This window comes from Trinickia sp., from assembly GCF_051953405.1.
GTDB lineage: Bacteria > Pseudomonadota > Gammaproteobacteria > Burkholderiales > Burkholderiaceae > Trinickia.
In genome coordinates this window covers 13,864-29,757 of the sequence record NZ_JBQCIV010000007.1, presented here as the reverse complement: position 1 = coordinate 29,757, position 15,894 = coordinate 13,864, and the positions used below count along the sequence as shown (strand labels likewise).

Sequence of the window (15,894 nt, the reverse complement as noted above, 5' to 3'; positions counted from 1 at the left end):
GAAAACGAAATCGTCCCAAACCGTCGATGTGCGAGCACCATCAATTCGTCCGAAAGATGATTCGATAAGCATGAAAGCAACAACCTTCCTCCCGATTCTCGTATTTTCCGTATTGCTTGCCGGATGTGCGTCCCAGGGCAAGACGCTCGCCGCGAGCGATTGGAAGGTCGCGAATGGCCGAGATGTGGTCGTTGTCGTGCCTCAACCGGAGGCGGGCATCCATATCGATCCGACCAACACGCAAGCGTTGCCGCAGACGGGCCTCCTGGGCGCTGTCGTCGCGGGGGTCGTCGATGCGACTATCGATAACGTTCAGGCCCATCGCGGGGAAGCAGCCATCGGCCCCATCCGCGACGCATTGGTCGACTACGATTTCGGCGGTGAGGCGTTGGGCGCAATCAAGCGAGCGATGGACAAAGCGTCATGGTTCGACGTTAAGAACGTTACGCTGACCAAAGACGGTACGAGCCAACATTTTTCGAAATTGGTGAATGAGTCGGCTGCAAGTCAAGTTTTGTTCGTCTGCGCCGACTATGAGTTTTCCCCGAACTTGAAAACGCTGCGAGTGAATCTAAACGCGGTGATTTTGCCGAAGACGTCCCCACCGACGTCCACGGATACGACCTGCGATCGCGTCGCGTCCTGGAAGGCGCTGTATTACCACAAATGGTTTTACAGGGAGAATCTTTATCTTGCGGGGGACGCTGCTTCGAATGCCAGACTCTGGGCCGACGATAGCGGCATGCGTGTGCGAGGAGCCGTGAGCACCGGAATCACAAAATTGGTCAACGAACTCATGGTCGATCTCTATGAAGTGCCGGCGGAGCCCGACGACACCTCATCGAGCGCGGCAAGTACGCAATCGCAGAGCGCCGCAAGCACGCAGCCGTCGAACACGACAAGCGTGCAACCCGGCCGGCGCGGTCCGGTATTTCCGTGATCGGCCGGACCGTTCGGTCGCCGCGCTGCAAGCCTGCGCTCAGTTTTCCGTCAGCACGGCCAACGCTCATTGGCACGCTCGCGGCAGTGGCGCTGCTCGCCGGGTGTGCGAGCGAGTATGTGTTGAGCGATCGCTATCGACCTGACGAGGCCGCAGGACCCGCTGTTTCGACAGAACCGGTCAAGCCGAGCATCGCGACGCCGGTATCGACGATCGGTCGAGCCAGGTGCGTACGGACCTGACGGAGGTTGCGCGGATGCAGGCAGATCTTTCCAATTGACGTAGGCGGGCTAGCGTCAAGCGCTGTCGTTATACGATCTGCTACTGTCGCAAACGTGCGGATTTCCCTATCGGCACACTGGCGGCGGCGCCCAGATAGGCGTCTCGCAACACATCGGCCCTGCGCAATTGCTCCGGCGCGCCCTGTACGACGACGCGTCCGCTTTCCAACACGTACGCCTCGCGCGCGTAGCGCAGCGCCACCGCCGCGTTCTGTTCGGCCAACAGAAAGCTCACGCCTTCCTCCCGGTTGAGCGCCGAAACGATCTCGAAGATATCCTCGACCACTTGCGGCGCGAGTCCCATCGATGGCTCGTCAAGCAACACGAGCGAGGGCCTCGACATCAACGCACGGCCGATCGCGATCATCTGTTGCTCTCCGCCGGACGTGTAGCCGGCCGCCTTGTCGCGGATTAGCTTGAGGCGCGGAAAGATCGTATAGATACGCTCCAACGCGTCGGCCATCTCCCACGCAGACGGCTTGCGTACGAACGCGCCGATGCGCAAGTTCTCTTCGACGCTTAGGCCTCCGAAACAACGACGGCCTTCGAGCACCTGCACCATGCCGCGCTCGGCAAGCTGCCAGGGCTCGGCATCGGTCACGTCGTCACCGCGGTAGCGGATGCGCCCGCGCACGAGCGCGCCGCGTTCGACCCGAAGCAGGCTCGACACCGCTCTCAATGTGGTGGTCTTGCCGGCGCCGTTGCCGCCCAACAATGCGACGATCGCTCCCTCCGGCACGGTCAACGACACACTGGCCAATGCGGACGCGAACTCGTTGTAAGTTGCGGCGATATCGTCGACCTGCAAGATCGGCGGCTGATCCATGCTCAGCTCTCCTTGCTGCAATCGCGCGGCTCAATCCCCTTCTCCTTCGCATAGGCGTTCGCCGACTTTTCGATGATTGGACGAAGCAACGCACGATCGGCCTGCACCCAGCCGCTCACGACCTTCCAATGCGCACCGTCCCATTGCTGAAAGCGCACGGCGCCGCCGCCCTCGTGGTCGGCGCAGCTTAGCTTCAGGGGCTGCACGAGCCCATAGGCGCCGAGCTGCTTGAGCCTCGCATCGTCGAGGTTCAGGTGCTCGAATCCCCATCGCACTTGCTCGCCCGTTAGCGGTTTATCCCCGAAGTGGGCCTGCGCAACGCGCACAGCTTCGACATTGAGGATGCCGTTGACGACACCCAAGTTGTAGTAGACCGTCCCGAAGCGCGCCGGATCCTTCAGGTTGCCGTTACCCGGCTTGATCACATATCGATCGATCGCCTGCAACACGGGGAAGTCGGTTCCCGACGGATGAGTCGTGATCGAAACGAAGCCCTTCGCCGCGTCGCCGGCCGGCCGCACATCCTCTTCGGAATTGCTCCAGATGTTGCCGATGATCCGATCGGCGGGGAAGCCGACTTTCTGAGCCGATTTCAACGCCACGGGGTTCATCACGCCCCAACCGCGCAGGATGACCCAATCGGGCCGAATCCGGTGGATCGTCAGCCATTGCGAGCCCTGCTCGTTGCCCGGATGCGGCACCTCGAGTTGCGTCAGATCGAAGCCATATTTCTTGGCAAGAATGTCGAGCACGGGGATCGTTTCACGCCCGTACGGCGAGCCGTGATAGAGCACGACGATCTTCTTACCCTTGAGCGCCGCCGGCCCGCCCGATTGCTGCGCGATGTAGTTGACGATCGCCGACACCTCGCTGTAGGGGTTGAGCTGCAGCGGGAACACATAGGGGAACACCGCGCCATCCGTCGAATCCGTGCGTCCGTGGTTGATCGTGACTAGCGGAATTCGATCGGCCGTCGAACGATCGATCGTCGCGTACGCGATGCCGACCGATAGCGGATTGGTGGCGGCCGCCGGTGCGCCGTTCAATCCGTGCTTGAGCCGCTCGTAGCACTCGACGCCCTTCTCCACGACATATTCGGTTTCGCATTCGCTCCACGTGAGCTTGATGCCGTTGACGCCGCCGTCGCGCGCATTGACGAGCTGCATGTAATCGATGAAACCGCCGAAGAAGCCGCTACCGCCGGCTGCATAGGGGCCCACGCGGTAGCTTTGCAGAGGAAAGTATTGTTCCCCGCTCGCCTGTGCGGTCGCCATCGCCCCCGCTATCAACGCAATCGCCATTCCCCCCGTTGCGATCCACCGCGCGAGCGCTCGCAGACGGCGATCCGATGCTGCTGTTCTCATAAATTGACCACTCCGATATCGTTGCAATGGGAAAGTTGAAGATCGAAAACACGACCGCGCGCGGTGTGCCTTCACAGCTATACCGGCTGCTTAAATAAGCGTCGGCGCGCGTTTTGCGCGAGCCGCGCGAGACCATCGGGCTCCTTGATCAGAAAGACGATGATCAGCACGCCATAAAGGATCTTTTGCAGGTTTTGCAGTTGCCCGGCCTCGATGCCGATATGGGCGAGCCACCCTGCGGCGTGAGAGAGCAAGATCGGCAGCAACACGATGAACGCCGCGCCGAAGAAATTGCCGCGCACGCTCCCCATGCCGCCGATGATCACGACGAACAGCACTTCGAACGAGAGATTCAAATCGAAGCCGTGCGGCTCGACGGTGCCGAGATAGGCGAAGGCCCATAGCGCACCGGCGATACCGAGCACGCCCGAACTGACGGCGAACGCAAGCAGCTTGTCGCTGCCCACCGGAAACCCCATCGCTCGCGCCGCGGTCTCCCTGTCGCGGATCGCCATCCAGCGTCGGCCGAGTTCGCTGCCCACGAGCCGCGTCGTCACGGCGAAGGTTGCGGCGACAACGGCCAGCACGAGCAAATAGCGGGCGCCCGGCGTATCGACGCGGTGGCCAAAGATCGTCACCACCGGCGCGCTAAGCACGCCTGACGCATCGTTGTTGGAAAACCAAGCGACGCGCGTAAAAACCCATTCGACGAAGAACTGCGCAGCCAGCGTCGACACGATCAAATAAAAGCCGCGAATGCGTAAGCTGGGCAGCCCGAAAACGACACCCACCGCCGCGGCAACGAGTGCGCCGAGCGTCAGGTCCAGGGCAAACGGCAATGCCGGTACTCGCACGGCAAAGTTGTACGCCGTATAAGCACCCACCGACATGAAGGCGGCCGACCCGAGCGACAACTGCCCGGCGTAGCCTGTCGCGAGATTCAAGCCCAGTCCCGCCAACGACAGGATCAAGAACGGCACGAGAATCGCACCGAGCCAGTAATCGCTGCCAACGCGCGCAAGCGCGACCAACAGCGCGGCGGCGATTACCCACGGCGCACGGTGCACCCAGACGCTGCTCAGCGGCGCGCGGCGGGCGGATAGCGGTTCGATTTGAATCGACGACATGGCAGCCTCACACTCGTTCGACCGGGGTTTCGCCGAACAGGCCCGACGGCCGCATCAGCAGGAATAGCATCGCCAGCACGTATGGAATCCAGTTTTCGATGCCACCGCCGATAGCCGTGCCGACGTACACTTCGGCGAGTTTTTCCGTGGCGCCGACCAACAAGCCGGCGAAGATGGCGCCGCCAACCGAAGAAAAGCCCCCGATGATCAGCACCGGCAACGCTTTCAGCACGACGAGCGACAGCGAGAACTGCACGCCAAGCCGCGCACCCCACAGCAGCCCCGCGACGAGGCTCGTGAAGCCGGCCAGCGCCCATACCGACGCCCAAACACGCGGCAATCGAATGCCCACCGCGAGAGCGGCCACGGGATCGTCGGCAACGGCCCGCAGCGACAGGCCAAAGCGCGTATATCGGATCATCGCGGACAGCCCCGCCACGAGCGCGGCCGCCGACCCGGCAGCGAAGAGGTCGAATAGGCTGATCATCACGCCGCCGATTGCAAGCGGCCGATCGTCGATGCCCAGATCGAGGCCATGCACTTGTGCGCCCCAAATCAACTGCGCCGAGCCTTCGAGAATCAAACTAAGCCCGAGCGTCGCCATGAACAGCACGATCGGCGGGCGGTTCGCCAACGGCCGGAGCACCCACTGGCCGATGGCGACTGCGATGGCCGATAGCACAATCAGTGTGATAGCGAACGCCAGCCAAGCATTGACGTGTCGCTCGACGAGGTTCACGTATGTCAGCGCGCCGAACAGCACGAGCGCCCCTTGCGAAAAATTGAACACGCCGGAGGCTTTGAAGATCAGCACGAACCCGATCGCGACCAGCGAGTACATAACGCCCGCGAGCAGGCCGCCGAGAAGTACCTCGATAAAAAACGCCATCATGCATGCCCTCAATGCCTTGTACCGAGATAAGCGGCCTGCACGTGAGCATTCGCGCGCACCTGCGCCGGCTCGCCGTCGGCAATCTTGCGTCCGTAATCGAGCACGATGACGTGATCGGACAAGCTCATCACGACGCCGACGTCATGTTCGATCAACAAGACCGTCACGCCGAATTGCGCGTTGGCGTCGCGGATGTAACCGGACATGGCGCGTTTTTCCTCGGCATTCATGCCCGCCATCGGTTCGTCCAGCAACAGCAACCTCGGCGCGCCAGCCAGCGCTCGCGCCAGCTCCACGCGTTTGCGGATGCCATAGGGCAACGCGGCCACTTCCGTGCGCCGGTAACGCTCCAAATCCAGCGCTTCGAGCACGCCTTCCACGTAGGCCACTTGAGTGGCGTCGTCGCGACGGGCCGCGGGCGTTCCGAGCGTCTGCGCGAGCCATCCGCGACGCCGATGCAGGCTGCGCCCGGTCAAGACGTTGTCGAGTACGCTCATACGCGCAAACAGCGCGATGTTCTGGAATGTGCGGCCGATGCCCGCGTGCGCAGCGGCGCTCGGCGTGATGTGGCCGTATCGACGGCCATCGAACGTTAGCGTCCCATGCTGAGGCCGATATAGGCCGCTAATGACGTTCAGCAGCGAACTCTTCCCGGCGCCGTTGGGGCCGATCAACGCGCCGATCCGGCCCGCCGCGATGTCGAAACTGATCTCGCTGACAGCAGGTACGCCGTTGAACGACAAAGAGATGCGATCGAGCGACAGCAACGGTTGCCCGCTCGAAGGAGGAAGCGTAGTCATCGTAAATCCGTCGGAGGGGCCGCGCCACGAGACGCCGCGACAAAGCGATCTTGCGGCGCATCAGGCCGTCGCGTGTTCCAATTGACGCGCTTCGAGTTCGCGCACGAGCGGCAGCACTTTCTTCCCGAAGTACTCGACTTCCTCGATGAAATGCAAAAAGCCCGCGAGCACGAGATCGACGCCGATAGACTCAAGTTCGACAATGCGCTGCGCGATCTGCTCCGGCGTCCCGATCAGGTTGGTTCGAAAGCCGTCGTTGTACTGCACGAGATCTTCGAACGTGGATTTAGCCCAGTTACCCTCTCCCTCCGGCGACGCCTTGCCGGCCTGCTTCACGGCGTCGCCGAACGCATGCACGGCTTCCACGTGGGCATGCTCGATGATATCGGCCAACACCGCCTTCGCTTCTTCTTCCGTATCGCGCGCGATGATGAATGCATTCACGCCGATCCGCACTTGGTGGCCATTGTTCGCCGCCTTGGCTTTGATATCGTCGATCTGCGCTTTGAGGTTCTCCGGCGTATTTCCGTTCGTGAAGTACCAGTCGGAAACGCTGGCGGCGTTATCGCGCGCGGCGCGCGAGCTTCCGCCCTGAAAGATCTCGGGGTGCGGCTGCTGGAGCGGCTTCGGGCTCAGCGTGTAATTGCTGAAGCGATAGAAGTCGCCCCGGAACGTAAAGTTGTCTTGGGTCCAAATCCCCTTGAGCGCTTGGATAAATTCCTTCGAACGACGGTAACGCTCGTCGTGCTCCAACCAAGGCTCGCCGATCGCCGTGAACTCGTCTTTGAACCAGCCGCTAACGATGTTGATGCCGACCCGCCCGCCCGAAATGTGATCGATCGTGGCCAGTTGTTTGGCGACCACGGCCGGGTTCCAAGGGCCGGGAAGAATGGCCGCCAGCACCTTCAATTTGGTCGTCGCATGCAGCAGCGCCTGACTGAACGAAACCGATTCGTGCTGGTATTCCGCACCGTAGCCCGCAGTGAAGCGGATCTGGCTTAGCGCATAGTCGAACCCCGCGCGCTCGGCCGTCTGTGCGAGCCGCTCGTTGTATTCGAGGCTCCAATCCGTACGCTGTTCGATTGTGCTGACGACAAGGCCTCCGCTGACATTGGGCACCCAATAGGCGAATTTGACGGCGTCCGTGGATGAAGTGTGCTGGGTCATGGGCGTATCCGGCGAATGATCGAGTGAGAGAGAAACGCTTACGCGGCCAGCGTCGCTAAGGATGCGGCAGCATCCGCGGAACGCTCCGCCCGTGCAATCGGCAACGCACGCAACACGGCCAGCTCGATACGCTCGCGCAGCGCATCGCTGCCGATCTCGTAGCCGTTGAAATCGACCTCCGACGCATAGACGCCGATCGGCAGCGTGCGGGACTGGAAGAAACTGAAGAGCGGGCGCAATTGATGATCGATGACAAGCGCATGCCGGTTGCTACCGCCCGTCGCTGCAAGCAGCACGGGCACGTCGATTAGGGCCTCGTGATGGACGAAGTCGAACAGGTGCTTGAAGAGGCCGGTGTACGATCCGCGGAAAACGGGGCTCGCGACGATGAGCAAATCGGCCGATTCGATACGACGCACCTGCGCTTCGATATCCTCGGGAAGCTGGCTGCGATGCACCGCGCCTGCAAGACGAGGACCGATTTCGCCGAGTTCGATCAATTGCGCTTCGATTGGCAGCGCGTTGCCCAGCGCATTCAATATGGCCTGGGTCAGCACGAGGGTTTTCGAGGGACGTTGCAAGCCACCCGACACTGCAACGACGTTCAATTTCCTAGCCATAATGTGTTTTCCCATGCGCTCGAATTGTGGATACAAGGCTTGATCAAAGATCGCTACAGGTACATTTTCAGCATATCGGCGGGATAGGGAACCGCTTTGTTTTCATATTCAAAGCGGGAATGCTGCTATGTGCTACGACGATGCCTTGCCGTTGCCGATCTGCCATACGTAAGGCGGCTCCGTGCGATTGATTTCCCACGCGCCGAGGATGCGTTCTTTGTAGATGATCGGGTTATGCGAGGCGACGGTACGGACATTGCGCCAATGACGGTCGAGCGCTCTCGATTCGCTCGTACCCGAGGCACCCAGTGCGTTGAAAAGGTCGGTCGTCGCCTGCAGGACCAGCGCAGCCACGGCAATTTGCCCTCTGGCCGAATCGAGTTCCGCCGCGATATTCGCCTCGCGCTCTTGCTCTTCGTCGCCGCTAAAGCGCGCTTCGTAAGCCCATTGCGAAGCGTGTGCGGCGCGTACGGCTGCCGCTTCGGCCGCGAACACGCGCGCCCCGACCTGCCCCACCACTTGCTGAACCTGCGCGTCCTGCGCCGCCGACGAGGCGTTGCCATGACTGTAGATACGCCTGCGTTCGCGTACTTCGCGCGAGATGTCCCGCAGCGCGGCGCGCCCCGCACCCGTCATCGTGGCCAGCAAGACCAGTTGGTAGAACGCCGTCTGGTATTTGAAGCGCGTCGAGAAATCGATGATGTTTTCCTCGTCGACGTGTGCACCTTCGAACACGGTCGTGCCGCTGCCCGTGGTGCGCTGCCCGAACCCATCCCAGTCGTCGGTCGTCGTCACGCCGCTCTGGCGGGTGCGGACGGCCGCGATGACATCCGCGCCATCGGGGTCGCGGCGTGCGTAAACGTCGATCCAATCGGCGAAGATGCTGCCCGTCGTATAGAACTTCTTGCCGTTGACGACCCACCGGCCGCCATCATGAGACACGCGCGTGATCACATCGCCAATCGCGACATCCCCCACTTCGGTCCAGGCATTGCCGAAGATTTCACCGTCTACGAAGCGGCGAAACCAGGTTTCGCGGCCCTTGCTATTGGGCGCGTTGAGCCGATCTTCGACAAAGGCGAAGTGCCCCCGCAACGCCTGCGGCAGCGCGGAATCGGCTTCACCGAGTTCGATCAGCAATTGCACGAGCTGGGACAGCGACAGGCCGGCTCCGCCGTACTCGACCGGCACGCGAACCGCGCCGAAACCGGCTTGCTTGAGCCACGAAATCGGCTCATGCGGAAGCGTGCGCGTGCGCTCCCGCTCCAGGGTACCTTCGGCGATGCGCTCGAAGATCGGGCGAAAGCGTGAAGCGACCTGCTCATAGTCCGCGCCTCGCGACAGGATAGGCGCATCGTTTTCGATTACTGAAGTCATGGAAGAATTCCCCTATAGAGGTGGTGCTGAAGGAGACCGACGGTGCGGATGGCGTCAGTTGCGCTGAATGTCGGCAGCCTCCGCAACGCTTGAGCGGTCCACTCGGCCCGGCGTCGATTCCGCCCAACGAAACGAGGCGCCCGCGTGACGCGTCGGCAGCCGATCGCCCTCGCCGAACAGCTTGTGTCTTAACGTGCCGTCCTCATACGCGGTCTTGTACATCCCGCGGTTCTGCAGTTCGGGCACCACGAGATCGACGAAGTCCTCATAGCTCTCCGGTACGACGGTGCGGCTCAGGTTGAAGCCATCGACATCCGCTTCGTCCACCCACCGCTGCAGTTCATCGGCGACCTGATCGGGGCTGCCGACGATCGCGGGATACCGGCCCCCTAGCTCGAACAGGTTCAGCAGCGTGCGACGCGTCCATCCGTTCGATTGCGCGGTACGTGCGGCGGATTCGATAGCGTTTCCGGGCCGATAATCGACGCTCTCGTCGAGACCGTATTGCCCATAGTCGATGCCGGTGCTCGCGGCGAAATGCGCCAAGCCCGCCTCGCGGCTCGCGTAGTGCAGATAATCGGCATGCTTCTCGCGCGCCTCGGCCTGCGTCGCGCCGGGCACCACTGCGGCGCCGACGAATACCCTGACATCGTTGGGATGACGTCCCGCTTTCACGAGTTGCGCCCGCAACGCGCGCACCGTCTCGCGCCCCACTTCCCGATTCGGCGGCGAGATGAACACGCATTCGGCGTGACGCGCCGCGAAGCGTTGTCCACGTCCCGAACTACCGGCCTGAAACAACACCGGCGTTCGTTGCGGCGAGGGCTCGGCAAGGTGATATCCATCCACGGTGTAGTAGCGGCCCGCGTGCTGCACACGGCGCACCTTGAGAGGATCCGCGTAGATCCTTGCGGCCTTGTCTCGCCGCACCGCATCGTCTTTCCAGCTTCCCTCCCACAGTTGGTAAAGCACATCGAGATATTCGTCGGCCCGGTCGTATCGCTCGTCGTGCGGCAATTGCGCCGCACGTCCCATCGCTCGGGCCGCGCTATCGAGGTAGCCCGTCACGATGTTCCATCCGATGCGGCCTTGCGTCAGGTGATCGAGCGTGGAAAATCGCCGCGCGAGCAGGTACGGCTCTTCATAGGTGAGGTTGACCGTCACGCCGAAGCCGAGATGACGGGTGACGGCCGCCATCGCCGGCACGAGCAACGTAGGGTCGTTGACGGGCAACTGAATCGATTCGCGCACCGTCACGTCGACACTGCGTTGGTAGACGTCATAGACGCCAACGATATCGGCCAGAAAAAGCCCATCGAATAGGCCGCGCTCGAGCGTGCGCGCAAGATCGGTCCAGTAGGAAAGCGAGCGATAGTCGGACGAGCGATCGCGCGGGTGCGTCCATAGGCCATGGTTGATATGACCGACGCAGTTCATATTGAATGCGTTCAGCGCAATGCGCTTGCGCGATTGTATTTGCGCCATCACAGTGCCCCGTGGCGAGGCGGCAACTTGCCGTTCAGATAGAAGTTGCCGATGGCGTGATACTTCCAGCGCACCGGATCGTGCAGCGTGTGCGTTCGCGCGTTGCGCCAGAACCGATCGAGCCCGCGATCGTCAAGTGTCGCCGCAGTGCCCGCCAGCTCGAACAGACGAGAACCGGCATCGAGCGAAATGACAGTCGTCGCCGCACGCGCTTCGGCCACGGCAATCGAGGCCTGCGCCACGGATTGCGCGTCGGGCGCCGCTTGCGCTGCATCGACATAGCGGCCCGCGCGTCGAAGCAACGCCTCGGCGCCTCGCAGGCGCGCCGACAGATCGCCGAACTGAGCGATCGTCAAGGGATCGTCGGCCGCACGCGCGACGTTGGCGTCGATCCACGGGCGCGCCTGCTCGCGTACGAATTCCAGAGCCGCGGCGAATGCGCCTCGCGCTTGGCCCAGATCGATGGCGGCGTGCATGATCTGCGCGACAGGCCCGATCGTCGTCGGGCGGTCGAACGAAGCCGCAAACGGGACGACCCACTCCGGCTCGACGCTCACGTGCTCGAACTGCACCGAGCCGCTGCCGGTAACACGTTGACCGAAGCCGTCCCAGTCGTCGATCACCGTGACGCCGCGTGCCTCGCGCGGGACGAACGCAAGGTACGTGACATCGCGCCCGGCCTCCTCGGCGACCACCAGCGTGGGAATCCAGTGCGCGTATAGCGCCCCCGTGCAGTAGAACTTGCGGCCGTCGATATACCAGCCGTCGCGGTCGCGGTTCAATCGCGTGCGGCGTTTGAAGTCCTTGTGGCCGATTTCGGCGAGCGCGTTGCCGAAACGTTCGCCCGCTAGCACACGGTCGTAAAAGAAGCGCTGCTGTGCGGCGCTCCCGCCTACGCGCAGTACTTCCAGCGCATAGAAATGATTCTGCGGGATCTGGCCGAGCGAGCCGTCGGCGGCGGAGATTGTCGCCACCACCTCAGCGAGCGTACCTGCTGCCACACCCGGCCCGCCGAACGCTCGGGGCACCGTCATCGCCCACAAGCCGGTAGCGACGAACGCGTCGAGTTCGTCCCACGGCAAACGCCGCTCTCGATCGCGCACCGCCGCATCGGGCGCCAACTGCGCCGCCAGCCGGTTAGCGATTTCGATTGCGTGCGCATCGTCGCGGATGCGGTCGGGTTCGACAGGCTGAAGCGATCCGACTGGCGACCGAGCCGCCGCCAAGGGTGCGACGAGCGCCTCGCGCACCGCCGGGAATTCAAACGTCATGATTCGGTTCCAATGCGGTTCCAATGCGGTTCAATAGACAAAAGCGCCCTCAATTCCACGAGTGCCGCGCCGGCAGCACATGATTGAGGCGATAGTTGCCGACGAGATGAAGCTTCCACCGTAGCGGGTCGTGCAGCGTGTGCGTCCGCGCGTTACGCCAATGACGATCCAGATTGTGAGCCGCGCGTGTGGCCGAAGAGCCCGCGAGTTCGAACAGCTTCTCGCTGGCCTCAAGAGCGATTCGGGTCGTCAATACCTTGGCTTCGGCCACGGCCACCGACGCCTTCGCGCTGGCCTGCGCATCGAGCGGCGCGGATGCGATAGCATCGAGCGTGCGAGCGGCCTCCAGAAGCACTTCGTGCGCGGCGTGCAAATCGATCTGGAGCCGCCCCACATCGGCAATCACGTATGGATCGTCGCTTGCCCGCTCCACACCGGAATCGAGCCACGGCCTCGCCTGTGTGCGCACGAACGCCAGCGCATCCGCGACTGCGGCCTGCGCGATGCCTTGATCGATGGCCGCCTGAATCAGTTGAGAAGTGGGCCCGTACAACCCGGGGCGCTCGGCGAGCGGCCATAGCGCCACCACGTCGTCGGGATCCACCGATACATCGTTGAACACGACCGTTCCGCTCGCCGTCGTTCGTTGGCCAAACGAATTCCAATCGTCGATGACCGTCAGCCCCGGTGCGTCGCGCGGGACCCAAACCTGCACCGAGCGGCCTTCCTCGTCCACCGCGCGCGTCGGCACACGGTGTGCGAACAGCGCCCCCGTCGAATAAAAGCGGCGGCCCGACAATCGCAAGCCGTTGGGGGTCGACGACAAGCGAGTCGTGCCGTGCAAAATGGTCGCCGCTTGGGGCGAGCGGCGCTCGGGCCCCGCGTTGCCCAACCTTGTACCCGCGAGCACTTCCGCGTAAAAACGTTCCTTTTGCGCGGGCGTTCCTGCTTCGCGCAATAGCCCCAGAACGCCGAAATGATTCTGCGGAATCTGACCGAGGGCTGGATCGGCCTCGCAGAGCATCACAAAGACTTCAGCGAGCGTCTCGAGCGATACGTCGGCGCCGCCGTATTCGCGCGGCACCGTCACGGCGCCAACGCCGCTTTCGGACCATTGGTCCAGCTCGTCCCAAGGCAGGGCGCGTTCGCGATCGCGCCGGGCCGCGCCTTCGGCGAACGTCGCGGCAAGCGTGCGAGCGGCGGCGAGCGCGGCGGCGTCATCGACGATTCGCTGCACGCGGGAAGGGTTCGGCGGCTGGGGCAAACGGCCGCGGGAGGATAGAAAATCGCTAGTCGGCATGAGCATCGGCATACGACGAATGACAATGCCCGTTCGATGCGAGATTCCAATACGAGATTCGTCTCGCGCTAGCGCGAAACGCACCACTTGTCCCTGACGCACGAACGGGTCCCTAGCTCCAATTGGACCAGCACCGAGCGCTGCCGACTACCAGCAAATTGGCACTTGCTTATCGTGAATTTAGATTTGGCGGTTTGCCCGCCGTATGCCTCGGTGCGAATGGGGTATCGAACGAGCCGTGGAGCCCACAGTCGGGAAAATCACGCCGACCATGTCATAGAATCCTTTTGAAGCCGCTGTTCGGCGCAGCGTGCATTCGCTCGAAATTCTTGCTGTAGTCGAACTTCGCGTGCACCCGCAGCGCGGGTGGGAACATATCCTCGGCTGTCATTTCCCGATCAAGGGTCTCATTGGTGAGGGCTGTGCGTTGACCGGCGACGCCCCACCCAGCGCTACGCCGTCAATACCCGCTGCGTTCTCTTCACGGCTGCCGCGTGGTCTTCGATCAGGCGATAGACGGCTTCCCCTGCCACCGTCTCCCGTTCGAGTAACTGGTCCGCGATCGCACGGAGCACCGGTTCGTTCGCGCGAAGCAGTGAGTAGCACTCGTCGTTCAATTCCTTCAGCAAGGTATTCGCGTGCTCGATCGCACTCTTCAGTTGCAAACCGGCATATTGCTGCGGGAGCGCGGCAAGGCTGAACAGATTGCCGTCGACGTTGAATCCGTACTTCGAAACCATGTCGAGGCTGATCCGCGATGCCTCCTGCAGATCCTGCGCGGCACCGCTCGATGCCTCCGAGAGAACCAGCAATTCCGCGTTACGCCCGCCGAGAAGCACCTGGATCTCGTTACGCATTTCCGTTTCGCGGTAGAGATGCTTGTCCTGGCGCTTGGTGACCAGCGCCACGCCGAGTGCGCCGCCTCTCGGCATGATCGTAATCTCCTCGAGCACGCCCGTGCCGAGCAATGCAGCCACGAGGCCGTGGCCCGCTTCGTGAACCGCGATACGCGTACGCTCGTCGTCCGACAGCGCGCGTTCGGCACCGTTCACGTCGCCGATGCGCGCAATTTTGATTGCCTCGACGAAATGCGTCGACCCAACTTTGTCGTCGCCGCGCTTTCGCGCAATCAGCCCCGCCTGATTGACGATCGTCGAGAGCGCCGCGGGCGACAAACCCGTCGTCAGCCGCGCGAGCTGCTCGAAATCCAGATCGTCCGCCTTCGATTTCAGCTTCGTGGCGTAAAAGCGCAGGATATGCACGCGATCGTGAAGATCTGGCAGGCGAACCTGCACCGTGCGATCGAAACGGCCCGGCCGACGCAGCGCTTCATCGAGATTGTCCGGGTGGTTCGTCGCTGCGACCACGATCACGCCCGCGTTCGATTCGAAGCCGTCCATCTCCGCAAGCAACTGATTGATGATGCGATTGCTCTCCGCTTCGACGGGACCCGCGCCGGCATCCGTGCGCTTGCCGAGACCATCGGCTTCGTCGATGAAGATGACGGTCGGCGCGTTCTTGCGGGCGAGCTCGAACAGGTGCTTCACTTTCTGGATACCCACACCGTAGTACTTCGCACTGAAGTAGCTCCCGGTAATAGCGATGAAATTCGCCCCGCATTCCCCGGCAAGCGCTTGTGCGAGGCGCGTCTTGCCGACACCGGGCCCGCCCGTCATCAGCACGCCGCCGGGCGCGCGCACCCCCATGCCGGTGAACTGCATCGGATCGGTCAGCCAGGCCTTGACGTCGGCGAGGGCGGCCTTGGCTTCGCCGGCACCGATCACGTCGTCGAAGCTCAATTCGGGCGATCGCTGAAGCAGGCTCGCACCGCCTTTCATCTCGCGGCGCATGAACCATAGAAGACCGGCCATCATGAGAACCGGGAATAGAAGCGTCAACGCATCACGCGTTCTGTCCACGACTTCGGACCAGCGCATCGCGCCGACATTGACGTCGACATCCGGCAGCATGATCAGCTGAAACGACGAGTCGCTCGCCGCTTTCATGATCGTGGGCATCAAGGCTCTCGCGAAGGCAGCGTCTTGGTCTGCGACGAAATACTTTCTACCGTCCGTCGTCGAAACGAGGATGGCGTTCCGGCCGGCGCCGATTGCAACGACATGATGCCGCTCGATATCGCGCAACACGATCGACGCGTCTTTTTCGTCGCGCGTCCACGCCGACGAATCGTTTCGCATCTCATTCGTTATTCCCGTCAAGGAAGGATGGCCTTGAATGGAGCGCTCGCGCTGTTGCCAATGAAACCACACCAGCGCTGCGGCAAGCAACGCCGCGATCACGCCGAATGTCACGTATCGGCCGATGCGCGACCACCAGGAATTACTTGCCGGTTTCATTGCCAGGACTTCCAAAACTTGAGACCTTCGAACCGCGATTAGGTCTGATAAAACGGGGAAAAATCGTTTTTGCTGCGACCCCGATTG

At 62.4% G+C, this 15,894-nt stretch carries 13 protein-coding genes; 1 reads left to right on the top strand and 12 read right to left on the bottom strand.

Going from position 1 to position 15,894, the window contains the following annotated elements:
• The first annotated feature begins 70 nt into the window (after nt 1-70).
• A complete protein-coding gene (locus ACTHN9_RS01265; protein WP_440534934.1) occupies nt 71-940 on the top strand; it encodes a hypothetical protein in 870 nt (289 codons plus the stop codon).
• A 321-nt stretch (nt 941-1,261) separates the two neighbouring features.
• On the opposite strand, the gene ACTHN9_RS01260 is transcribed toward ACTHN9_RS01265, so the two are convergent.
• From ACTHN9_RS01260 to ACTHN9_RS01205, 12 genes are all read right to left on the bottom strand, one after another.
• Complete coding sequence (locus tag ACTHN9_RS01260; protein WP_440534933.1) at nt 1,262-2,047, bottom strand: ABC transporter ATP-binding protein; 786 nt, start codon at nt 2,045-2,047, stop codon at nt 1,262-1,264.
• 2 nt (nt 2,048-2,049) lie between these two features.
• Nucleotides 2,050-3,348, bottom strand: a complete 1,299-nt coding sequence (locus ACTHN9_RS01255) for an ABC transporter substrate-binding protein (RefSeq protein WP_440535057.1) — start codon at nt 3,346-3,348, stop codon at nt 2,050-2,052.
• Between the two features lie 140 nt (nt 3,349-3,488).
• Nucleotides 3,489-4,538: a branched-chain amino acid ABC transporter permease gene (locus tag ACTHN9_RS01250; protein ID WP_440534932.1), complete on the bottom strand. Its 1,050-nt coding sequence runs from the start codon at nt 4,536-4,538 to the stop codon at nt 3,489-3,491.
• A 7-nt stretch (nt 4,539-4,545) separates the two neighbouring features.
• Nucleotides 4,546-5,427, bottom strand: a complete 882-nt coding sequence (locus tag ACTHN9_RS01245; RefSeq protein WP_440535056.1) for a branched-chain amino acid ABC transporter permease — start codon at nt 5,425-5,427, stop codon at nt 4,546-4,548.
• An 11-nt stretch (nt 5,428-5,438) separates the two neighbouring features.
• The gene (locus ACTHN9_RS01240) at nt 5,439-6,230 is read right to left on the bottom strand and encodes an ABC transporter ATP-binding protein (protein ID WP_440534931.1); all 792 of its coding nucleotides are present in this window, start codon (nt 6,228-6,230) and stop codon (nt 5,439-5,441) included.
• A 60-nt stretch (nt 6,231-6,290) separates the two neighbouring features.
• On the bottom strand, nt 6,291-7,397 hold the full coding sequence (gene sfnG, locus ACTHN9_RS01235; RefSeq protein WP_440534930.1) for a dimethylsulfone monooxygenase SfnG: 1,107 nt from the start codon (nt 7,395-7,397) through the stop codon (nt 6,291-6,293).
• A gap of 38 nt (nt 7,398-7,435) precedes the next feature.
• Nucleotides 7,436-8,017: an FMN reductase gene (msuE, locus tag ACTHN9_RS01230; protein WP_440534929.1), complete on the bottom strand. Its 582-nt coding sequence runs from the start codon at nt 8,015-8,017 to the stop codon at nt 7,436-7,438.
• 132 nt (nt 8,018-8,149) lie between these two features.
• Complete coding sequence (locus tag ACTHN9_RS01225; protein WP_440534928.1) at nt 8,150-9,394, bottom strand: acyl-CoA dehydrogenase family protein; 1,245 nt, start codon at nt 9,392-9,394, stop codon at nt 8,150-8,152.
• A 54-nt stretch (nt 9,395-9,448) separates the two neighbouring features.
• Nucleotides 9,449-10,879 (bottom strand): LLM class flavin-dependent oxidoreductase, encoded by a 1,431-nt coding sequence (locus tag ACTHN9_RS01220; RefSeq protein ID WP_440534927.1) that lies wholly within the window; start codon nt 10,877-10,879, stop codon nt 9,449-9,451.
• Nucleotides 10,879-12,150, bottom strand: coding sequence for an SfnB family sulfur acquisition oxidoreductase (locus ACTHN9_RS01215; RefSeq protein ID WP_440534926.1), 1,272 nt, complete (start codon nt 12,148-12,150; stop codon nt 10,879-10,881). The genes ACTHN9_RS01220 and ACTHN9_RS01215 overlap by 1 nt, the downstream gene beginning before the upstream one ends.
• A 49-nt stretch (nt 12,151-12,199) precedes the next feature.
• On the bottom strand, nt 12,200-13,456 hold the full coding sequence (locus tag ACTHN9_RS01210; RefSeq protein WP_440534925.1) for an SfnB family sulfur acquisition oxidoreductase: 1,257 nt from the start codon (nt 13,454-13,456) through the stop codon (nt 12,200-12,202).
• 446 nt (nt 13,457-13,902) lie between these two features.
• Complete coding sequence (locus ACTHN9_RS01205) at nt 13,903-15,807, bottom strand: AAA family ATPase (RefSeq protein WP_440534924.1); 1,905 nt, start codon at nt 15,805-15,807, stop codon at nt 13,903-13,905.
• Nucleotides 15,808-15,894: the final 87 nt, after the last annotated feature.